The 15,057-nt window shown below is 64.7% G+C and carries 11 protein-coding genes and 1 pseudogene; 5 read left to right on the plus strand and 7 right to left on the minus strand.

Annotated features, from left to right (window positions below):
* Positions 1–66: 66 nt before the first annotated feature.
* Positions 67–1,875 (minus strand): long-chain fatty acid--CoA ligase, encoded by a 1,809-nt coding sequence (locus CXR03_RS06825; protein WP_104102946.1) that lies wholly within the window; start codon positions 1,873–1,875, stop codon positions 67–69.
* A 152-nt stretch (positions 1,876–2,027) separates the two neighbouring features.
* On the opposite strand from CXR03_RS06825, the gene CXR03_RS06830 reads away from it, so the two are divergent.
* Positions 2,028–3,098 carry an ROK family glucokinase gene (locus tag CXR03_RS06830; protein WP_104102948.1) on the plus strand — a complete coding sequence of 357 codons (1,071 nt, stop codon included), beginning with the start codon at positions 2,028–2,030 and terminating at the stop codon, positions 3,096–3,098.
* A gap of 46 nt (positions 3,099–3,144) precedes the next feature.
* Here the strand turns inward: CXR03_RS06830 and CXR03_RS06835 are convergent, their stop codons facing one another.
* Positions 3,145–3,744 carry a hypothetical protein gene (locus CXR03_RS06835; RefSeq protein WP_104102949.1) on the minus strand — a complete coding sequence of 200 codons (600 nt, stop codon included), beginning with the start codon at positions 3,742–3,744 and terminating at the stop codon, positions 3,145–3,147.
* Positions 3,741–4,502, minus strand: a complete 762-nt coding sequence (locus CXR03_RS06840; RefSeq protein ID WP_104102950.1) for a carboxylesterase — start codon at positions 4,500–4,502, stop codon at positions 3,741–3,743. The genes CXR03_RS06835 and CXR03_RS06840 overlap by 4 nt, the downstream gene beginning before the upstream one ends.
* Positions 4,503–4,668: 166 nt before the next feature.
* On the opposite strand from CXR03_RS06840, the pseudogene CXR03_RS18575 reads away from it, so the two are divergent.
* Together CXR03_RS18575 and CXR03_RS06850 are read left to right on the plus strand one after the other, a co-directional pair.
* Positions 4,669–5,331 (plus strand): annotated as a pseudogene (locus CXR03_RS18575) (lysophospholipid acyltransferase family protein); the annotation flags it as partial.
* Between the two features lie 596 nt (positions 5,332–5,927).
* Positions 5,928–7,322, plus strand: a complete 1,395-nt coding sequence (locus tag CXR03_RS06850; protein ID WP_104102953.1) for a class II 3-deoxy-7-phosphoheptulonate synthase — start codon at positions 5,928–5,930, stop codon at positions 7,320–7,322.
* 172 nt (positions 7,323–7,494) lie between these two features.
* Here CXR03_RS06850 and CXR03_RS06855 read toward each other — a convergent pair whose 3' ends face one another.
* Together CXR03_RS06855 and CXR03_RS06860 are read right to left on the minus strand one after the other, a co-directional pair.
* On the minus strand, positions 7,495–9,693 hold the full coding sequence (locus CXR03_RS06855; RefSeq protein ID WP_104102954.1) for a Stk1 family PASTA domain-containing Ser/Thr kinase: 2,199 nt from the start codon (positions 9,691–9,693) through the stop codon (positions 7,495–7,497).
* A 79-nt stretch (positions 9,694–9,772) separates the two neighbouring features.
* Positions 9,773–11,107, minus strand: a complete 1,335-nt coding sequence (locus CXR03_RS06860; protein WP_104102955.1) for a LysM peptidoglycan-binding domain-containing protein — start codon at positions 11,105–11,107, stop codon at positions 9,773–9,775.
* A 221-nt stretch (positions 11,108–11,328) separates the two neighbouring features.
* On the opposite strand from CXR03_RS06860, the gene CXR03_RS06865 reads away from it, so the two are divergent.
* Positions 11,329–11,682: an Rv2175c family DNA-binding protein gene (locus tag CXR03_RS06865; protein WP_104054705.1), complete on the plus strand. Its 354-nt coding sequence runs from the start codon at positions 11,329–11,331 to the stop codon at positions 11,680–11,682.
* Between the two features lie 161 nt (positions 11,683–11,843).
* Here CXR03_RS06865 and CXR03_RS06870 read toward each other — a convergent pair whose 3' ends face one another.
* Together CXR03_RS06870 and CXR03_RS06875 are read right to left on the minus strand one after the other, a co-directional pair.
* Positions 11,844–12,953, minus strand: a complete 1,110-nt coding sequence (locus tag CXR03_RS06870) for a polyprenyl synthetase family protein (RefSeq protein WP_104102957.1) — start codon at positions 12,951–12,953, stop codon at positions 11,844–11,846.
* A gap of 8 nt (positions 12,954–12,961) precedes the next feature.
* Positions 12,962–13,549, minus strand: a complete 588-nt coding sequence (locus CXR03_RS06875; protein ID WP_104102958.1) for a hypothetical protein — start codon at positions 13,547–13,549, stop codon at positions 12,962–12,964.
* 86 nt (positions 13,550–13,635) lie between these two features.
* On the opposite strand from CXR03_RS06875, the gene dinB reads away from it, so the two are divergent.
* A complete protein-coding gene (dinB, locus tag CXR03_RS06880) occupies positions 13,636–14,883 on the plus strand; it encodes a DNA polymerase IV (protein WP_258073540.1) in 1,248 nt (415 codons plus the stop codon).
* Positions 14,884–15,057 lie beyond the last annotated feature (174 nt).

Consider the following 15,057-nt stretch of genomic DNA (forward strand, 5'->3'; position numbering starts at 1 on the left):
CAGCGCAACATGCAGGAGGCCGGCCGGGGTATTCCCGGACCGGCCTCCTGCATCTGTATCGCTGAGTTACACTTTCTGGCCGCTGTAGATCTCATCTACCACGGCGGAAAAATCCTTCAGAACCTGGGCGCGCTTGATCTTCATGGACGGCGTCAGGTGACCGCTGGCTTCGGTGAAGTCAGTCGGAACAATCCGGAACACTTTGATGGCTTCGGCCTTGGATACGTGCTTGTTGGCCCGGTCCACCAGCGCCTGGATCTCGGTTTGCAGCTGCTCTGTTTCGCCCGCTGCAGCTGCCGTTGTCCCGGCCGGCAGCTTGTGCCGTTCCAGCCAGCCCGGCAGGGCCTCCTCGTCCAAGGTGATCAGGGCCGAGATGAAAGGCCGCTGATCGCCCACCAGGACACACTGGGAGACAATGGCATCGGCGCGGATTCTGTCTTCCAGCAGCGCCGGAACCACATTTTTCCCGCTGGCGGTGACGATGATTTCCTTTTTGCGTCCGGTGATTTTCAGGAAGCCGTCACTGTCCAGCTGGCCAATGTCACCGGTGTGGAACCAGCCGTCCGTGAAGTTCTCAGCCGTGAGGTCCGGGCGGTTGAAGTAGCCCTTCATCACGCTGATGCCCTTGGCCAGGATCTCGCCGTCGTCCGCGATGCGAACGGCGTTGCCGGGCAGCGGCGCGCCAACGGTGCCAATCTTGGTTAGCTTGGGGGTGTTGACGGTTACGGGAGCCGTGGTTTCGGTCAGCCCGTAACCTTCCAGTACCGTCACGCCGATTCCGTGGAAGAAGTGGCCGAGCCGCTCACCCAGCGGTGCGCCTCCCGAGATCGCGTACTTGACCCGTCCGCCCATGGCAGTGCGGATCTTTCCGTACAGAAGCTTGTCGAAGACGGCATGCTTGGCCTTGAGGCTCAGCGGGACCTTGCCGGCTTCCTTTGCCTTGGACCATTCGATGGCCGTCTTGGCTCCGGCATGGAAGATCTTGCCCTTGCCGCCGTCTTCGGCCTTGAGCATGGAAGAGTTGTAGACCTTCTCGAAGACGCGGGGGACAACCAGCAGGAAGTCCGGCTGGAAGCTCTGCAGGTCAGGAAGCAGGTTTTTCACGTCAGGGGTATGGGCTACGGTGGCGCCGGCGGTCACGCACAACACTGAGATGAATCGCGCGAACACATGGGCCAGCGGCAGGAACATGATGGTTTGGGCGCCCTCGCGGCACACCTCGGGCTGGGCGGCGGCGGCGTTGCGGGACAGATTCACGAAGTTGCCGTGCGTCAAGTCGCAGCCCTTGGGCCTGCCCGTGGTTCCGGAGGTGTAGATGATCGTGGCGGTGTCGTCCAGGGTGGCCTTGGCGCGGCGCGCTTCAAGGTCTTCGTCCGACACCGTTGTTCCGGCCGCCCGGAGCTCATCGAGCCCCGGGCCGTCGATCTGCCAGACGTTCTTTACAGCGGCCAGATCCTCCTCCACAGCTGCCTGACGGACCACGTTCTCATGCCGGGGAGCTTCGACAACCACGCCCACAGCACCGGAATCGCTAAGAATCCAGGCGACCTGGGACGGTGAGGAAGTCTCGTAAACCGGAACGGAGACGGCCCCGGCAAACCACAGGGCAAAATCCACCAGTGTCCACTCGTACCGGGTGCGGGCCATGATGCCCACCCTGTCGCCCGGCTCAACACCGTAAGCGGCAAACCCCTTGGCCAGTGCCCGGACATCCTTAAGGAACTCAGTGGCGGTAATGGGGGCCCACGCTCCGTCCGCTCCCGGCACCGAAAATAGGGCGGGATTGGAGGGCTTGGCCGCCTGCTCCAGCAATAAATCGGTGGTGTTGGACTCCAGCGGAGACTCCACCAGAGGGGGAACACTGTATTCACGCACGATAGCTCCTTTGATATCAGGCTGCCCCGCGGACGATTACGCAGACATTACCGAACAGCCTATAACGTGGATCACATTAAGTACCGGACGGTAACTTCTCGAACCAATAACGCTTTCAGAGTGTGGGCAGCGGCGAATAGAATGGACTATTGATGCCACCCGTAACCCCAGCGCCCGTACCCCGTTCGTCACCCATCCCGTGGCAGCGCCGCGGAACTGAACCTTTTCCCGCACGCCGGCCCATACGGCTGCCCAACCGGATGCGCCGGCGCGGGCTGGCCATCGGGATCGACATTGGCGGCACCAAAGTTGCCGCCGGCCTCGTCGACGGCGACGGCAGGGTCCTCGCGGAGGCGCGCCGATCAACGCCCGGACAGGATCCGCGGGAAGTTGAGTCGGTCATCGAGGACCTGGTGGCCGAATTGTCTGCCAACCACCATGTCTGGTCCGTGGGCATCGGTGCTGCAGGCTGGATGGACCTGGCCGGAAGTACAGTACTTTTCAGCCCGCACCTGGCATGGCGCAACGAGCCCCTGCGGGAAAACCTCGAACGGCTGCTGCGTCGGCGTGTCTACTTGGTCAACGACGCCGACGGCGCCGCCTGGGCCGAGTGGCGGTTCGGATCCGGCATGGGGCAGAGCCGGCTGGTCTGTGTCACGCTCGGCACCGGCATAGGCGGCGCAATGATCATGGACGGCCGCCTGGAGCGTGGACGTTTTGGCGTGGCCGGGGAATTCGGCCACCAAATCATCATGCCCGGCGGACAGCGCTGCGAGTGCGGGAACCGCGGTTGCTGGGAGCAGTATGCTTCCGGCAATGCCCTCGGACGTGAGGCCCGTGAACTGGCAGCCGCCAACTCTCCGGTGGCACAGGAACTGTTGCGTGCCGTGGACGGGAATATCAGCGACATTACCGGCGCCGTGGTCACCAAAATGGCCCTCGACGGCGATCAGGCGTCCGTGGAATTGCTGGAAGAGGTGGGCCAGTGGCTGGGCCTTGGCCTGGCAAACCTGGCTGCTGCCCTGGACCCGGGGATGTTTGTGGTGGGCGGCGGACTGAGCGCGGCCGGGGACCTCCTGCTGGAGCCTGCCCGGCGATCCTTTGCCCGAAACCTGACCGGACGGGGGTTCCGCCCGGCCGCGCGTCTGGAACTGGCGGCCCTGGGGCCCGCTGCAGGAATGATCGGGGCAGCGGACCTGTCGCGGATCGCCGCCCGGCGCTGACGACGGCTGCCCCGTTCCGGGGCGGACGCGGCGGCGGGACCGTGGGCTAGACGGCTGCGCCGTCGTCGTCGTGGTGCTGGGGGAGCCGGAAGAGCAGATAACCGGCCGCAGCCACAAAGAGCACGATCACGCCCAGAACCACGGCCACCGGCGCACCCCGCCAGAACATGGCAAACAGCAGCAGCAGGATCGGTCCGCCGAGCGCACCCGTCCAGGCCAGGACCACCAGCGGCTCACCCGTGCTGAACGGCGGCGGTTCCGGCGGCACAAACTCGCCCTCGGATTCGAGCTCCTCCGGCTCGTCGTAGTCGCGCGGTCCCCGGGGAGGAACTGTCCGGAAAGGCTGGTTCTCGAAAATGGCGCGCGTGCGCTCCGCGGCGGACCGGGGAACCGGATCACCGCCCGCACCGTCGGCAGCACCCGGGCCACTGTCTTCTTTACCGAGGCTGCTGGTTCCCCCGGTGTCGTGGCTGTCCCCGGCAGCCGGTTCATCCTTCGGTCCGTCGGCGCCTGCTGCTCCGGGAGGACTGGGCGCATCACGTCCACCGTGGGTTTCATCGGCCGGCATGTTCTGCAGCCGCGAAACGAGGTCAAGCCAAGCCGCCTCGTCGGTGGATTCGTTGCGCTCCGGTTCACGTTCTTTCATGCTGCAGCACCTGCGCTGATCCTTTGGATGAACTGGTGGGAACGGTCAAAAATTAAGGGTGCATCGTGGTCCATGGTGGCCACATGGTAGCTGTTTTCCAAGGGAACCACCTCCAAACCGCTGCCAAGATGCCGGCGAAGAACATCCATGCTGGATTCCGGGACCACCGGGTCCACTGCGGAACGAAAGACAATGACCGGCGCGGTAATCCTCGGCAGGGACGCCGTCGTGTCCCTGAACAGCCGCATCAGCTGGTGGACGCCGCCCACAGGGGTCCGCGAGTACGCGCCCTCGTCCTGGCCCGCGAGCTTGATGTTGTTGCCAATGGCAGGCACGGACCGCAGTACATATTTGAGCAGCCCGGAGTACCGCGCCCGCGGATCATCAATAGTCAGGCCCGGATTCACCACCGCCACCCCGGCCACCGGGCGGTGGGCAGCGAGCCGCAGGGCGAGCGTTCCGCCCATTGACAGCCCGGCGGCAACAACGCGGTCAGTGCGGCCGGCAAGCTGCTGATAAGCGCCGTCGTAGCTTTCATACCAGCGCTCCCACGGGGTGCGTGCCAGGTCCTGCCAGGTGGTTCCGTGCCCGGGGAGGAGGGGAAGGCTCACTGCGTACCCCTGGTCCGCAAGGTGCCGGGCCCAAGCCGCCAAACTGACCGGAGAGCCGGTAAACCCGTGGCTCAGGAGAACACCTGTGGCGGCGTTTGCGCCGTGCCCGTCGCTGGAAAAGGCGGCTGCGCCCGGTGGGGAAGTCATATCTCTATGGTTGCATCCGGGACCGGCTTTTCCACCCCTGCAGCGCTCAAAGTTGCGCCGCGTCCGAGTGCCTAAATACGGCCGGGGCAAGTGGGCGCATAGAGTAGGAGGTGGGAAACCAAACCGGGTCCCTGATTTGTTATGTCCGGACGGGAGAGCTGGCTACGTGTTCTATTGGGTGATGAAGACCATTTTCATCGGGCCGGTGGTCAATCTGCTCTTCAGGCCCTGGGTCAAAGGCATGGACAACGTGCCCGAAACAGGGCCGGCTGTACTGGTGAGCAACCACCTGTCCTTCTCCGATTCGATCTTCCTGCCGCTTGCGGTGCCGCGCCCCGTGAGTTTTTTGGCCAAGTCCGAGTACTTCACCGGCAAGGGACTCAAGGGCAAGCTCACCGCCGCCTTCTTCCGGCTCACCAATCAGCTGCCGATGGACCGCTCCGGCGGTGCCGCATCGGCAAGTTCCCTGAATGCCGGCGTGGACGTGCTGGAGAACGGCGGTCTCCTGGGCATCTATCCCGAGGGAACGCGCAGCCCTGACGGCCGGCTGTACCGCGGCAAGACCGGGGTGGCCAAGCTGGTGTTGAAGACCGGTGTGCCGGTGATCCCCGTCGCCATGATCGGAACGGACAAGGTCCAGCCGATCGGCCGAAAGATCCCCAATATCCGCCGCATTGGCATTATTGTGGGCGAGCCACTGGATTTCTCCCGTTATGCGGGCATGGAGAATGACCGGTTTATCCAGCGTTCTGTGACTGACGAGATCATGTACGAACTGATGCGGCTTTCGGGTCAGGAATACGTGGATGTGTATGCCAGCACCATGAAGGAAAAGCAGGCTGCTGCACGCAAGGTCTCCAAGGGGTCCGAAGCACGCAGTGCAGCGGTGCGCCTGCCCGGAAGCGACCACGGTGCAACGCGTTCCGGTGAGGGCTCTGCTAACGGAACGGCTGCACCGCAGCCGGTTCAGCCCGGAGGCCGTTCCCGGCCTGCGATGCCGGCAACTGCTGCTGCGCCGCTCCCGGCAGCCGCAGACACGGGCGGCGATGCCAGCGCCGACGGCGAAGGCGGCCCTGCGGCACCGGCAGCCGAGCAGGAGAAGAGTGCAGCCGTACCGCCGCCCACGCGGCGGTCGCTTCGGAAACCAGGCACGGTCACCACGATCGGCCGCCGGAAAACGCCGCCGGCGGACGCCGGCATCGAACCCGAGGACACTGAGCCGCACAGCGCCTGAGGCCTGCCGGCGCGGAGCGCGCGCCCGGCCGCATCTCCTCGGCAGGTAGCTAGCCGTCGTGTAGCGGCCCGGGCGGGTCCGGTGGATGAGGTAGCCGGCGGCGGAACAATATTGCGTCGAAGCCTCGCAAGGTTACGCCCGCAGGTTGAACACTTCTGCCCGGGCGGCGTCCAGACAGTACCCTTAAAGGCGTGACCTACACTCCAGTTGACAACGCAGTAGATTCCTCCTCCGCAGCACGGCAGGGTGCGGCGGACTATCCGGGCTTGGATGACTGGCGGTCGTTGCCGATCGCACAGCAGCCTTCTTGGCGCGATCACCCGGGATATGACGCAGCCATTGCCGAACTGTCAATGGTTCCTCCGCTGGTGTTCGCGGGCGAAGTGGACATCCTCCGTGACCGTTTGGCGGCAGCGGCCCAGGGCAAAGCCTTCCTGCTCCAGGGCGGAGACTGCGCGGAGACCTTCGACGGTGCCACCGCAGACAAGATCAGTGCCCGGGTGAAGACCATCCTGCAAATGGCGGTTGTCCTCACCTACGGAGCATCCCTTCCGGTGATCAAAATGGGACGGATGGCCGGGCAGTTTGCCAAGCCTCGCTCGTCGAACGATGAGACGAGGGCGGGACAGACCCTGCCGGCGTACCGCGGGGACATGGTGAACGGATACGACTTCACCCCCGAATCCCGCGAGCACAACCCTGCGCGCATGGTGCGCGCTTACCATACGTCCGCTTCCACGCTCAACCTGATCCGTGCCTTTACCCAGGGCGGCTTTGCTGACCTGCGTCTGGTGCACCACTGGAACAAGGGATTCACCTCCAACCCCGCGCATTCACGCTATGAATCACTGGCCCGCGAGATTGACCGCGCGGTTCGGTTCATGGATGCCTGCGGAGCGGATTTCGAGGCGCTGAAGCGCGTCGAGTTCTTCGCCAGCCACGAAGCGCTCCTGCTGGATTACGAGCGGGCACTGACCCGGATCGATTCCCGCACCGGCCGTCCGTACGATACTTCGGGCCACTTCCTGTGGATCGGAGAACGCACCCGCGATCTCGACTCCGCCCACGTGGATTTCCTCTCCAAGGTGCGCAACCCGATTGGCGTGAAGCTGGGCCCGAACACCAAACCCGAGGATGCCCTTGCCCTGATCGACAAGCTTGATCCGGAACGCGAGCCGGGCCGCCTGACGTTTATCACCCGCATGGGGGCGCAGAACATCCGCGAGAAACTTCCTCCGCTGGTGGAACGGGTCACCGCTTCCGGAGCCCAGGTCCTGTGGGTAACGGACCCGATGCACGGCAATACTGTCACGTCACCCAACGGATACAAGACCCGGAACTTCGACGACGTGATGGATGAGGTCCGCGGCTTCTTCGAGGTGCACAGTTCGCTGGGGACCTTCCCCGGCGGCCTGCATGTGGAGATGACGGGCGACGACGTGGCTGAGTGCCTGGGCGGCGCGGATCCCGTTGACCAGGAAGCTTTCCTCGAGGGCTACGAGTCAGTGTGCGACCCGCGGCTGAATCACATGCAGTCCCTGGAAATGGCGTTCCTCGTTGCCGGTGCCCTGTCCCGTAAGGATTAGCCTGTCCCGTAAGGATTAGCCTGTCCCGCAAGGATTAGCCTGTCCCGCAAGGAACAGCTGACGGCTCTGCACAGCACGGGTAGTGCCTAACAACGCAAAAAGTGCACGCCCCGCGGGGCGTGCACTTTTTTGCCTTGTTACGAAGGTTCAGCTGAACGCAGCCGCCGCGGCCCTAAACCACGCGCAGCGTAATGACCGAACCCTCCGGCGCCATGGATCCGCCGCTGGGATCCTGCGACTGGACGATGCCCAGCAGCCCGCCCAGCAATTCACTGATCTGGACTTGGAAGCCCAGGTCCTCCAACTGCGCCCGCGCGGTGTCCGGGGACTGACGCACCACGTTCGGAACCTGCACCATCACCGGACCCTTGGACACGGTTAGCGTCACTGTGGAGCCGCGGTCCACAAGCCCCGAGGCCGGAGCCTGCACGGCGACGGACCCGTCCGGGATGTCCCGGCTGTTCACCCGATCGGGAAGCACCTCCGCGGTGAGCCCGGCATCTTCCAGGAGCTGGATGGCCTCATCCTCGGTTTTCCCTACCACTGAGGGAACTTCCACCGGAGCAGGGCCGAGGGAGACAACCACGTTGACGGCCGTATCCCGCCGCAGCTGCGTGTCGGGAGCAGGGAACTGGCTGATGACCTTCCCGGCGTCGACGGTTTCGCTGTATTCCTCGGTGACTGCTCCGACGGTGAGTCCGGCGTCCGTGATGTTCTTGGTGGCCGCCTCCAACGTGCGCTGCACCACGTTGGGCACATCGAAAAGCTCCGGTCCCTTGCTGATGAGCAGGGTCACCGGCTGGTAGCGCCGGACTTCCGCCGGGGCATCCGGATCCGTTCCCACGGCTAGTCCGGCCGCAACAATTTCGTCATGGATCTCGCTGGTGGAGTATTTGAGCCCCTCACCGCTGAGCAGGGCTCCGGCGGCTTCCTGCGAAACGTTGGCCACGTCAGGGACAGCGACGACGGCGCCCGGGCCGCGGCCAAAGAACCAGCCGGTAAAGACGGCGGCAGCGATGAGCAGCACAGCCAGCACTACCAGAAGCGCGCCGCGGCGCCGGGGACGTCCGCGGCGCAGCGACACCTCGGGCCGGTGCGCGTCGCGGCTGCTCTGACGCTGTGACGCTTTGAATTCCCGGCGGGCCTGTCTCCGTTCGGCGCGGCTTCCGGCCGCGGCACGCTGCGGGGATCCGTCGTCTTCGGGTTCGTATTCGTCCGTTCCGCCCCTCCCGTCCGGGCCGGCGGACGGTAGGGGACCGGTGCCCCCTCGGCTGCCGGCAGGAAACACCGTTGTCTGGTTGCCGCTGCGGGAAATGACCTCAGTGGGATACGCGCCGGCGCTGCCGGATGCCTGAGCGGATGGTGAAACGATCTCGGTGGCCCCGGCGGGGGTACGCGGCAGAGCGGTGGTGGCGTCCGGGTCGGAGACCCCGGAGGCGCCGGATCCGGCCGGAATTTGCCCGGTTGCACGGTCGTGGTCACCACTGATCCGAGGATCGGGGTCCGGGCACTGGAAATCCAGCTGGGCGTCGCTCAGGGAGGTCCGGATGTGGCGGAGCTCGCCCAGCAGGGCCCTGCCGTTCACCGGCCGGTTGTCCGGGTCAGGGGCCGTGCACCACTGGACCAGCTCGTCCAGGTCAGCGGCCAGCCCCGGACAGGATTCCGACGGAGCGGGAACCGTGGAGTGGACGTGCTGGAAGGCAACCTGGATGGGGACTGTGCCGGTGAAAGGCTGGAAGCCGGTGAGCATTTCGTACAGCATGATGCCGGCTGAATACACATCGCTGCGTTCATCTGCGCCGGTGCCCGTGACGAGCTCGGGGGCCAGATAGGCGACCGTTCCCACCAGGGTGCCGGTGTTGGTGCTGGTGGACACCGCCCGGGCCAGGCCAAAGTCGGCAATTTTGATGCTGCCGTTGTCCGCCAGCAGGACATTCTCCGGTTTTACATCCCGGTGGATCAGCCCGGCGTCGTGGGCGGCTGCCAGTCCGTCAACCACGGCGTCGAGCAGGGCGAGGGCCAGCCTGGGGGAGAGCCGTGTCCGGGTTTCCAGCAGCTCGCGCAGCGTCTTGCCCGGCACGTACTCCATCACCAGATAAGCAAGGTTTTCCGCAAAACCCTGGTCCAGGACGCCGACGACGTGGGGGTGGGACAGGCGTGCGGCGGACTTTGCCTCCCGCTCAAAGCGGTCCAGGAAACCCCGGTCGGCAGCCAGGTGCGGGTACAGGACCTTCAACGCAACATTGCGGTCCAGTCGCAGGTCAGTGGCCAGATAGACCGTGGACATGCCGCCGCGGGCAATACGGGACAGCACCCGGTAGCGGTCATCCACTACGGTGCCGACGAGGGGATCATTCACGGATTCATGCACTCTTTGATCCTACGTGTGCGAAAGGGCAGGGTCCGGATCGACACCGATCCGGACCCTGCCCTGCGTGGTGTCAGGCCTGTCAGCTGAAGGACTGACGGTGGGCCAGCACTGAGGCAACGTAGCCTCGTGTGTCCTCGAACATGCCGTGGGTCGTCACCGAGTACTGGCCCTGGTAGTAAGAGGCCACGGCATTCTCCAGGCTGTCGCTGGTGAGGAGCAGCGAGCGGATGATCGCCACGCCTGCGGTTGCGTTGTCATAGGGGTCAAGCAGGTTCAGCTGGCGGCCCACCAGATCAGAGGCCCAGTCGCCGGAGCTGGGAATGACCTGCATGGCACCGATGGCGTTGGCGGGGGAGACTGCCCGCTGGTCGAAGCCGGACTCCTGGAAGGAAAAGGCCATGGCCAGGGCGGGATCCACGCCCATCTGTACGGCCGTCTGGGCAACAATCTGCTGCATGTCCGCCTGGCTGGGAACTGCCGTGTTGTTGAGCGCGTGCTTGTTCGCATTGGCGTCCGCAACCACGTGGTCCGGGTAGGTGTAGTGCAGGAAGGTGTTGGGAACCAGGTCCGCAGGAGCGGCTTCCACCGGCGCACCGGACAGGGTTGTCACCTGGCCTCCGGCGGAAAGGGCGACGACGTCGCCCGGGAACAGGACGGAGGAATCATCCATGCCGTTGGCGGCCATCAGATCTGCCAGTCCCATGTTGTAGCGGGCGGCGATTCCGGTCAGGGTGTCGCCGGCCTCTACGGTGTGGGTTGCGGCCGGTGCGGCTGCAGCGGCAGGGGCCGCCGAAGGAGCCGTGCCAGTGGAAAGGGAGATTTCCTGTCCGGGGCGGATGATGGAGGTCAGGGTCAGGCCGTTGGCGGCCAGGACGCTGTCCAAGCTGACGCCGTGGTCCGCGGCGATGGCACTGAGGGTGTCACCGGCTTGTACCGTGTACACCGCTGCGGCTGCGGCAGGAGCTGCTGCAGTGCCCGCTCCCGGCAGCCGCAGTTCTTCGCCGGCGAAGATCAGCGAGCTGCTTTGGAGGTTGTTAACCCGCAGCACTTCATCCAGGGACAGGCCGTAACGGGCCGCAATGGAGCTTACGGTGTCTCCGGCTTCGATGCGGTGGGTAGCCGGGACACTGGACTCGGCGGGAATGGTGAAGGGAATCTGAGTGGCGAGCTGCGACGGGGCCACCACACCGGCCGTGGTGACGGCGGTCATATTCTTGATGGCCTGGAGCGGCAGCTGCGGGAAGAGTGCGGCGTCCGGAGCGGCGGGGACTGCCTGAGCCGGTTCAGCAAGAGCGAGCGCCGACATCATGACCGCGGGAATGGCAGCGGTGGTCACGGCGACACTCAGTTTGCGGGGCATTCCCCTGGAAGCGGAGCGGGGGGAATTGCTTCCCTGAATCGACTGTGCAGTCATAAAGGGTTGTTTCCTCATCTGTAAACGGCGCGGCCTCTACCGCAACTCGGGAAAAGCACTGCTTGCAGTGGTGCGGGTGTGACAGAAGTTATTTCTGTGACCTAAGCGAATTTACACTACGCAGGCTCAGAGCAGTACCTGAGTACCGGCTGGGCACCGGTTTCGGTTCCACAACGTGTTCCAACTGGCCCGCGGACGGGTTCCCGTGGGAACCTAGGGGGGTGACTGAACTCGAGGAACTGGTTTCCGACTGGCTGACCCTGCCCGATGTGGCTGAAAAACTGAACGTATCCATTACCAAGGTGCACAGCATGCTCGAAGAGCGTGCGCTGGTGGCCGTACGGCTTGGCGACCGGAAAATCCGCAGCATCCCCGCCGCGTTTATTGACGACGGCGCTGTCCTGGACAGCCTGAAGGGGACCATCTCCGTGCTGATCGACGCCGGCTACAACGACGTCGAAATGGTCCGCTGGCTCTTTACGGCGGATGACTCGCTGCCGGGGCGCCCGGTTGACGCCCTGCGCGAGGGTCGGAAGACGGAAATCCGTCGCCGTGCCCAAGCCCTGGGCTGGTAATTCGGACGCTGAGCAATATTCGGACGCTGAGCAATATCAGACGCTGAACGACAAACAGCGGCTCCCGTTTTCACACGGGAGCCGCTGTTTGCTTAAGTCCCGGGTCCTGATGAGCCGGTCTGATCCGGCGCTCTGACCGGGAGGCCGGAGTTCTTCGAAGGTCAGGCGGTCCGGGTCACCGCTGCATGTGCCAATGAGCCCAGGGCGGCCCGGGTGACATCATCGACGGGCATCTGATCGAGTGCGTCGAAGGCAGCGCGGGTGTGGCCCTCAATGAGGGTCTCCGTGGCGGCCAGCGCCCCGGAGTCCTCCATGAGGGTGCGCAGCCGGGCCACGCCGTCGTCATCCAGATCTTCCCTGCCCAAGCCGGCCGCAACGGCTTCCTGTGCTGAAGGCCCGCCCAAAGCCAAGGTGTAGGCGACCAGGACAGTGCGCTTGCCCTCCCGCAGGTCATCGCCGGCGGGCTTGCCCGTTTGTGCCGGGTCACCAAAGACGCCAAGGACGTCGTCGCGCAGCTGGAAGGCTTCCCCCAGCGGCAGCGCGAACCGCGAGTACCAATCCAGCAATTCGTTTGTTGCCCCCGCCAGGGCGCCGCCCAGGGTCAGAGGATGTTCGGTGGTGTACTTGGCGGATTTGTAGCGCAGGATGTTCCTGGCCCGGACGACGGCACGCTCGGGCTCGTGCGTGGGCCCGACAACTTCCTCGAGGATATCCAGGTACTGGCCGGCCATGACCTCCGTGCGCATCCGGTTGAAGATGCGCCGTGCAGGTGTCCCGTGCGCTGCCTGGGCCCCCACTGCGGCGAACATTTCCTCGCTCAGCGACAAACACAGGTCGCCGGCCAGAATGGCGGCGGAAGAGCCAAAATGCGTTCCGTCCAGATGCCAGGATGCATCGCTGTGGGCCGTACTGAACCGGCGGTGGACGCTGGGACCGCCCCGCCGGGTGTCGGATCGGTCGATGATGTCATCGTGGATCAGGGCAGCACTCTGGAACAGTTCCAATGCGACGCCGGAGCGGACCGCCGGCAGGCCGAGTTCGGCTCCGCCGGCACCGCGCCAGCCCCAATAGTTCAGCAATGCCCGCAGGCGCTTGCCGCCCTGGGCCAGCGCCGAGACGGCATCCAGCAGGGGAAGGGATTCCATGGACACTTCCTGAAGCACTACCTGCTGTTCGGAAAGGAAGGCGTCCAGTTCCGCACCGAGGTGTTCACGGTACGAGGCCTGTTCCCGGGCTGCGTCACCTTCGGGTGAGGGAATATCTGTTGGCATGGCCGGGCCTACTTGGCTGACTCGGGGAGTGTGTTAATGCTGGCGGTGTAGAAGAAGCTGCCGTCGCGGGATACCACCGTCACGTTGGCTGTGTCGTCACCGCCGGAACGGACAAACTGCTGCACGGTAGCCGGGTCCTGTACTTCCGGGTCGGAGGGTGTGAAGCCCTGCGCGGAGAACGTCTTGGCGTAGAAGGCCAGAATCTCCGCGGCGGAGGAATCCGTGCTGCCGCTCAGTGAAGCGGTGAAGAGGGTGCTGGTCTCCTCAAAGCTGGTGGTCAGCGCCGTGGATCCCGGGAGCAGGGGAATCAGGTCCGTGGGAAAGCCTTCTGCAATAGCCCCGGAGGTGGAGGTTGCTGACGGGGTGGCCGTACTGCCGGCTGACGCCGAGGCCCCGGCAGATGTTGACGGACTGGCCGAGGTTGACGGACTGGCTGAGGAAGCCGGGCCGCTTGCCGAGGGAGCGGGCGCCGCCGTTGAAGAGGCCGAGGCGGAAGCCGTGCCGGTTCCGGCATCTGTTGTGTCTGAATCCGAGGTGCAGCCTGCAGCCGTCAGGAGCAGGGCGGCGGCGGTAAGGGCAATCGGGAGCTTTTTCATGGGTATCCGCATCTGATGGGAGGTCAGGATCTGGTCCCCAGTCTAGGCGAAGCACAAACGTCGGACCCGTTGTCTACCATGAAGGAGTGAGCAACGGCCCCAGTGAAAACGGCGACTGCACCATCATGCACGTGGACATGGATGCCTTCTACGTGTCGGTGGAACTGCTCAAGCGCCCCGAACTGGCCGGCCGTCCCATCATCGTGGGCGGACTGGGTGGCCGCTCCGTTGTGCTGTCCGCTTCCTATGAAGCGCGCCGCTACGGCGTCCACTCGGCCATGCCTATGTCCCAGGCCTTCCGGCTGTGTCCGCAGGCAGTCATCCTGGAGCCCCACCATGAGGATTACCGTGATGTATCGGGCCGGCTCATGGCCATCTTCGAATCCATCACGCCGCTGGTGGAACCGCTCAGCGTTGACGAGGCCTTTTTGGATATCGCCGGTGCCATGCGTCTGCTTGGTCCACCGCGGGCTATCGGAGAGCTGATCCGGAAGCGGGTGGCTTCGGAGCTCGGCATCACTGCCAGTGTTGGAATTGCGTCCACAAAGTTCGTGGCTAAGATTGCCTCCACCCGCTCCAAGCCGGACGGGCTGCTGCTGATTCCACGGGATGAAACAGTGGCCTATCTCCACACCCTGAACGTCTCGGCTTTGTGGGGTGTCGGGGCAAAAACACGGGAATCGCTGGCACGGGTGGGTATTTCCACCGTGGAGGACGTGGCCCGCACACCTGTCAGTGTTCTTAAGCGCCTGCTCGGAGCCACCGGAGAGCATGTCTACGAGCTGGCCTGGGGGAGGGATCCCCGTACGGTCACTCCGGTGCGCCGGGAGAAGAGCATTGGTGCGGAAGAGACTTTCGCGCGGGACGTGTCCGACGATGAGACGCTGCATACGGAACTGCTGCGCCTGGCACACAAGACGGCAGTACGGTTGCGGGCGGCCGGGCTGCAGTGCCGTGCAGTTTCCCTCAAACTGCGCTATGCGGATTTTTCCACGCTGACCAGGACCCGGACCCTCCGGGAACCGGTGGACAGTGCTCAGTTAATCTATGAAGAGTCGCGGGCACTGCTGGCCGCTTTGGGCCCGCGCCGAATGAGCGTGCGCCTGATAGGCCTGAGGACCGAGCGCCTGGAGCCGGCTGAAGGCGCGGCGGTGCAGCTGACACTGGACGGCCGCGACGACAACTGGCGGTCCGCAGAAGACGCGCTGGACAAAATTAATGCCCGGTTCGGCGAACTTGGCGTCATGCCTGCCCGGCTTTTGGATCCCGCGCGCCGGGGACGTTCCGGCCGCGCATCGGGCCGGACGGGCCCGCCGCCGGAGGAAAGCAGCTAAGCCCTAGGCGGAATGGATCACGGCAGCGTCCCCACCGCTTTCCCCGGATCACATTGCCACCTATCCTAGAACGTAAGCACAACACGCGTTCTGCCCGGATTGTCGGTCCAGGTGAACTGCCCGGCCTAACCGGGGGGATCACCTAAGGTCTCCGGGACGGCCGGCGGCGGGAAC

The organism is Arthrobacter sp. 08Y14 (assembly GCF_002929455.1).
In the GTDB taxonomy this organism is placed as follows: Bacteria; Actinomycetota; Actinomycetes; order Actinomycetales; family Micrococcaceae; genus Arthrobacter_B; species Arthrobacter_B sunyaminii.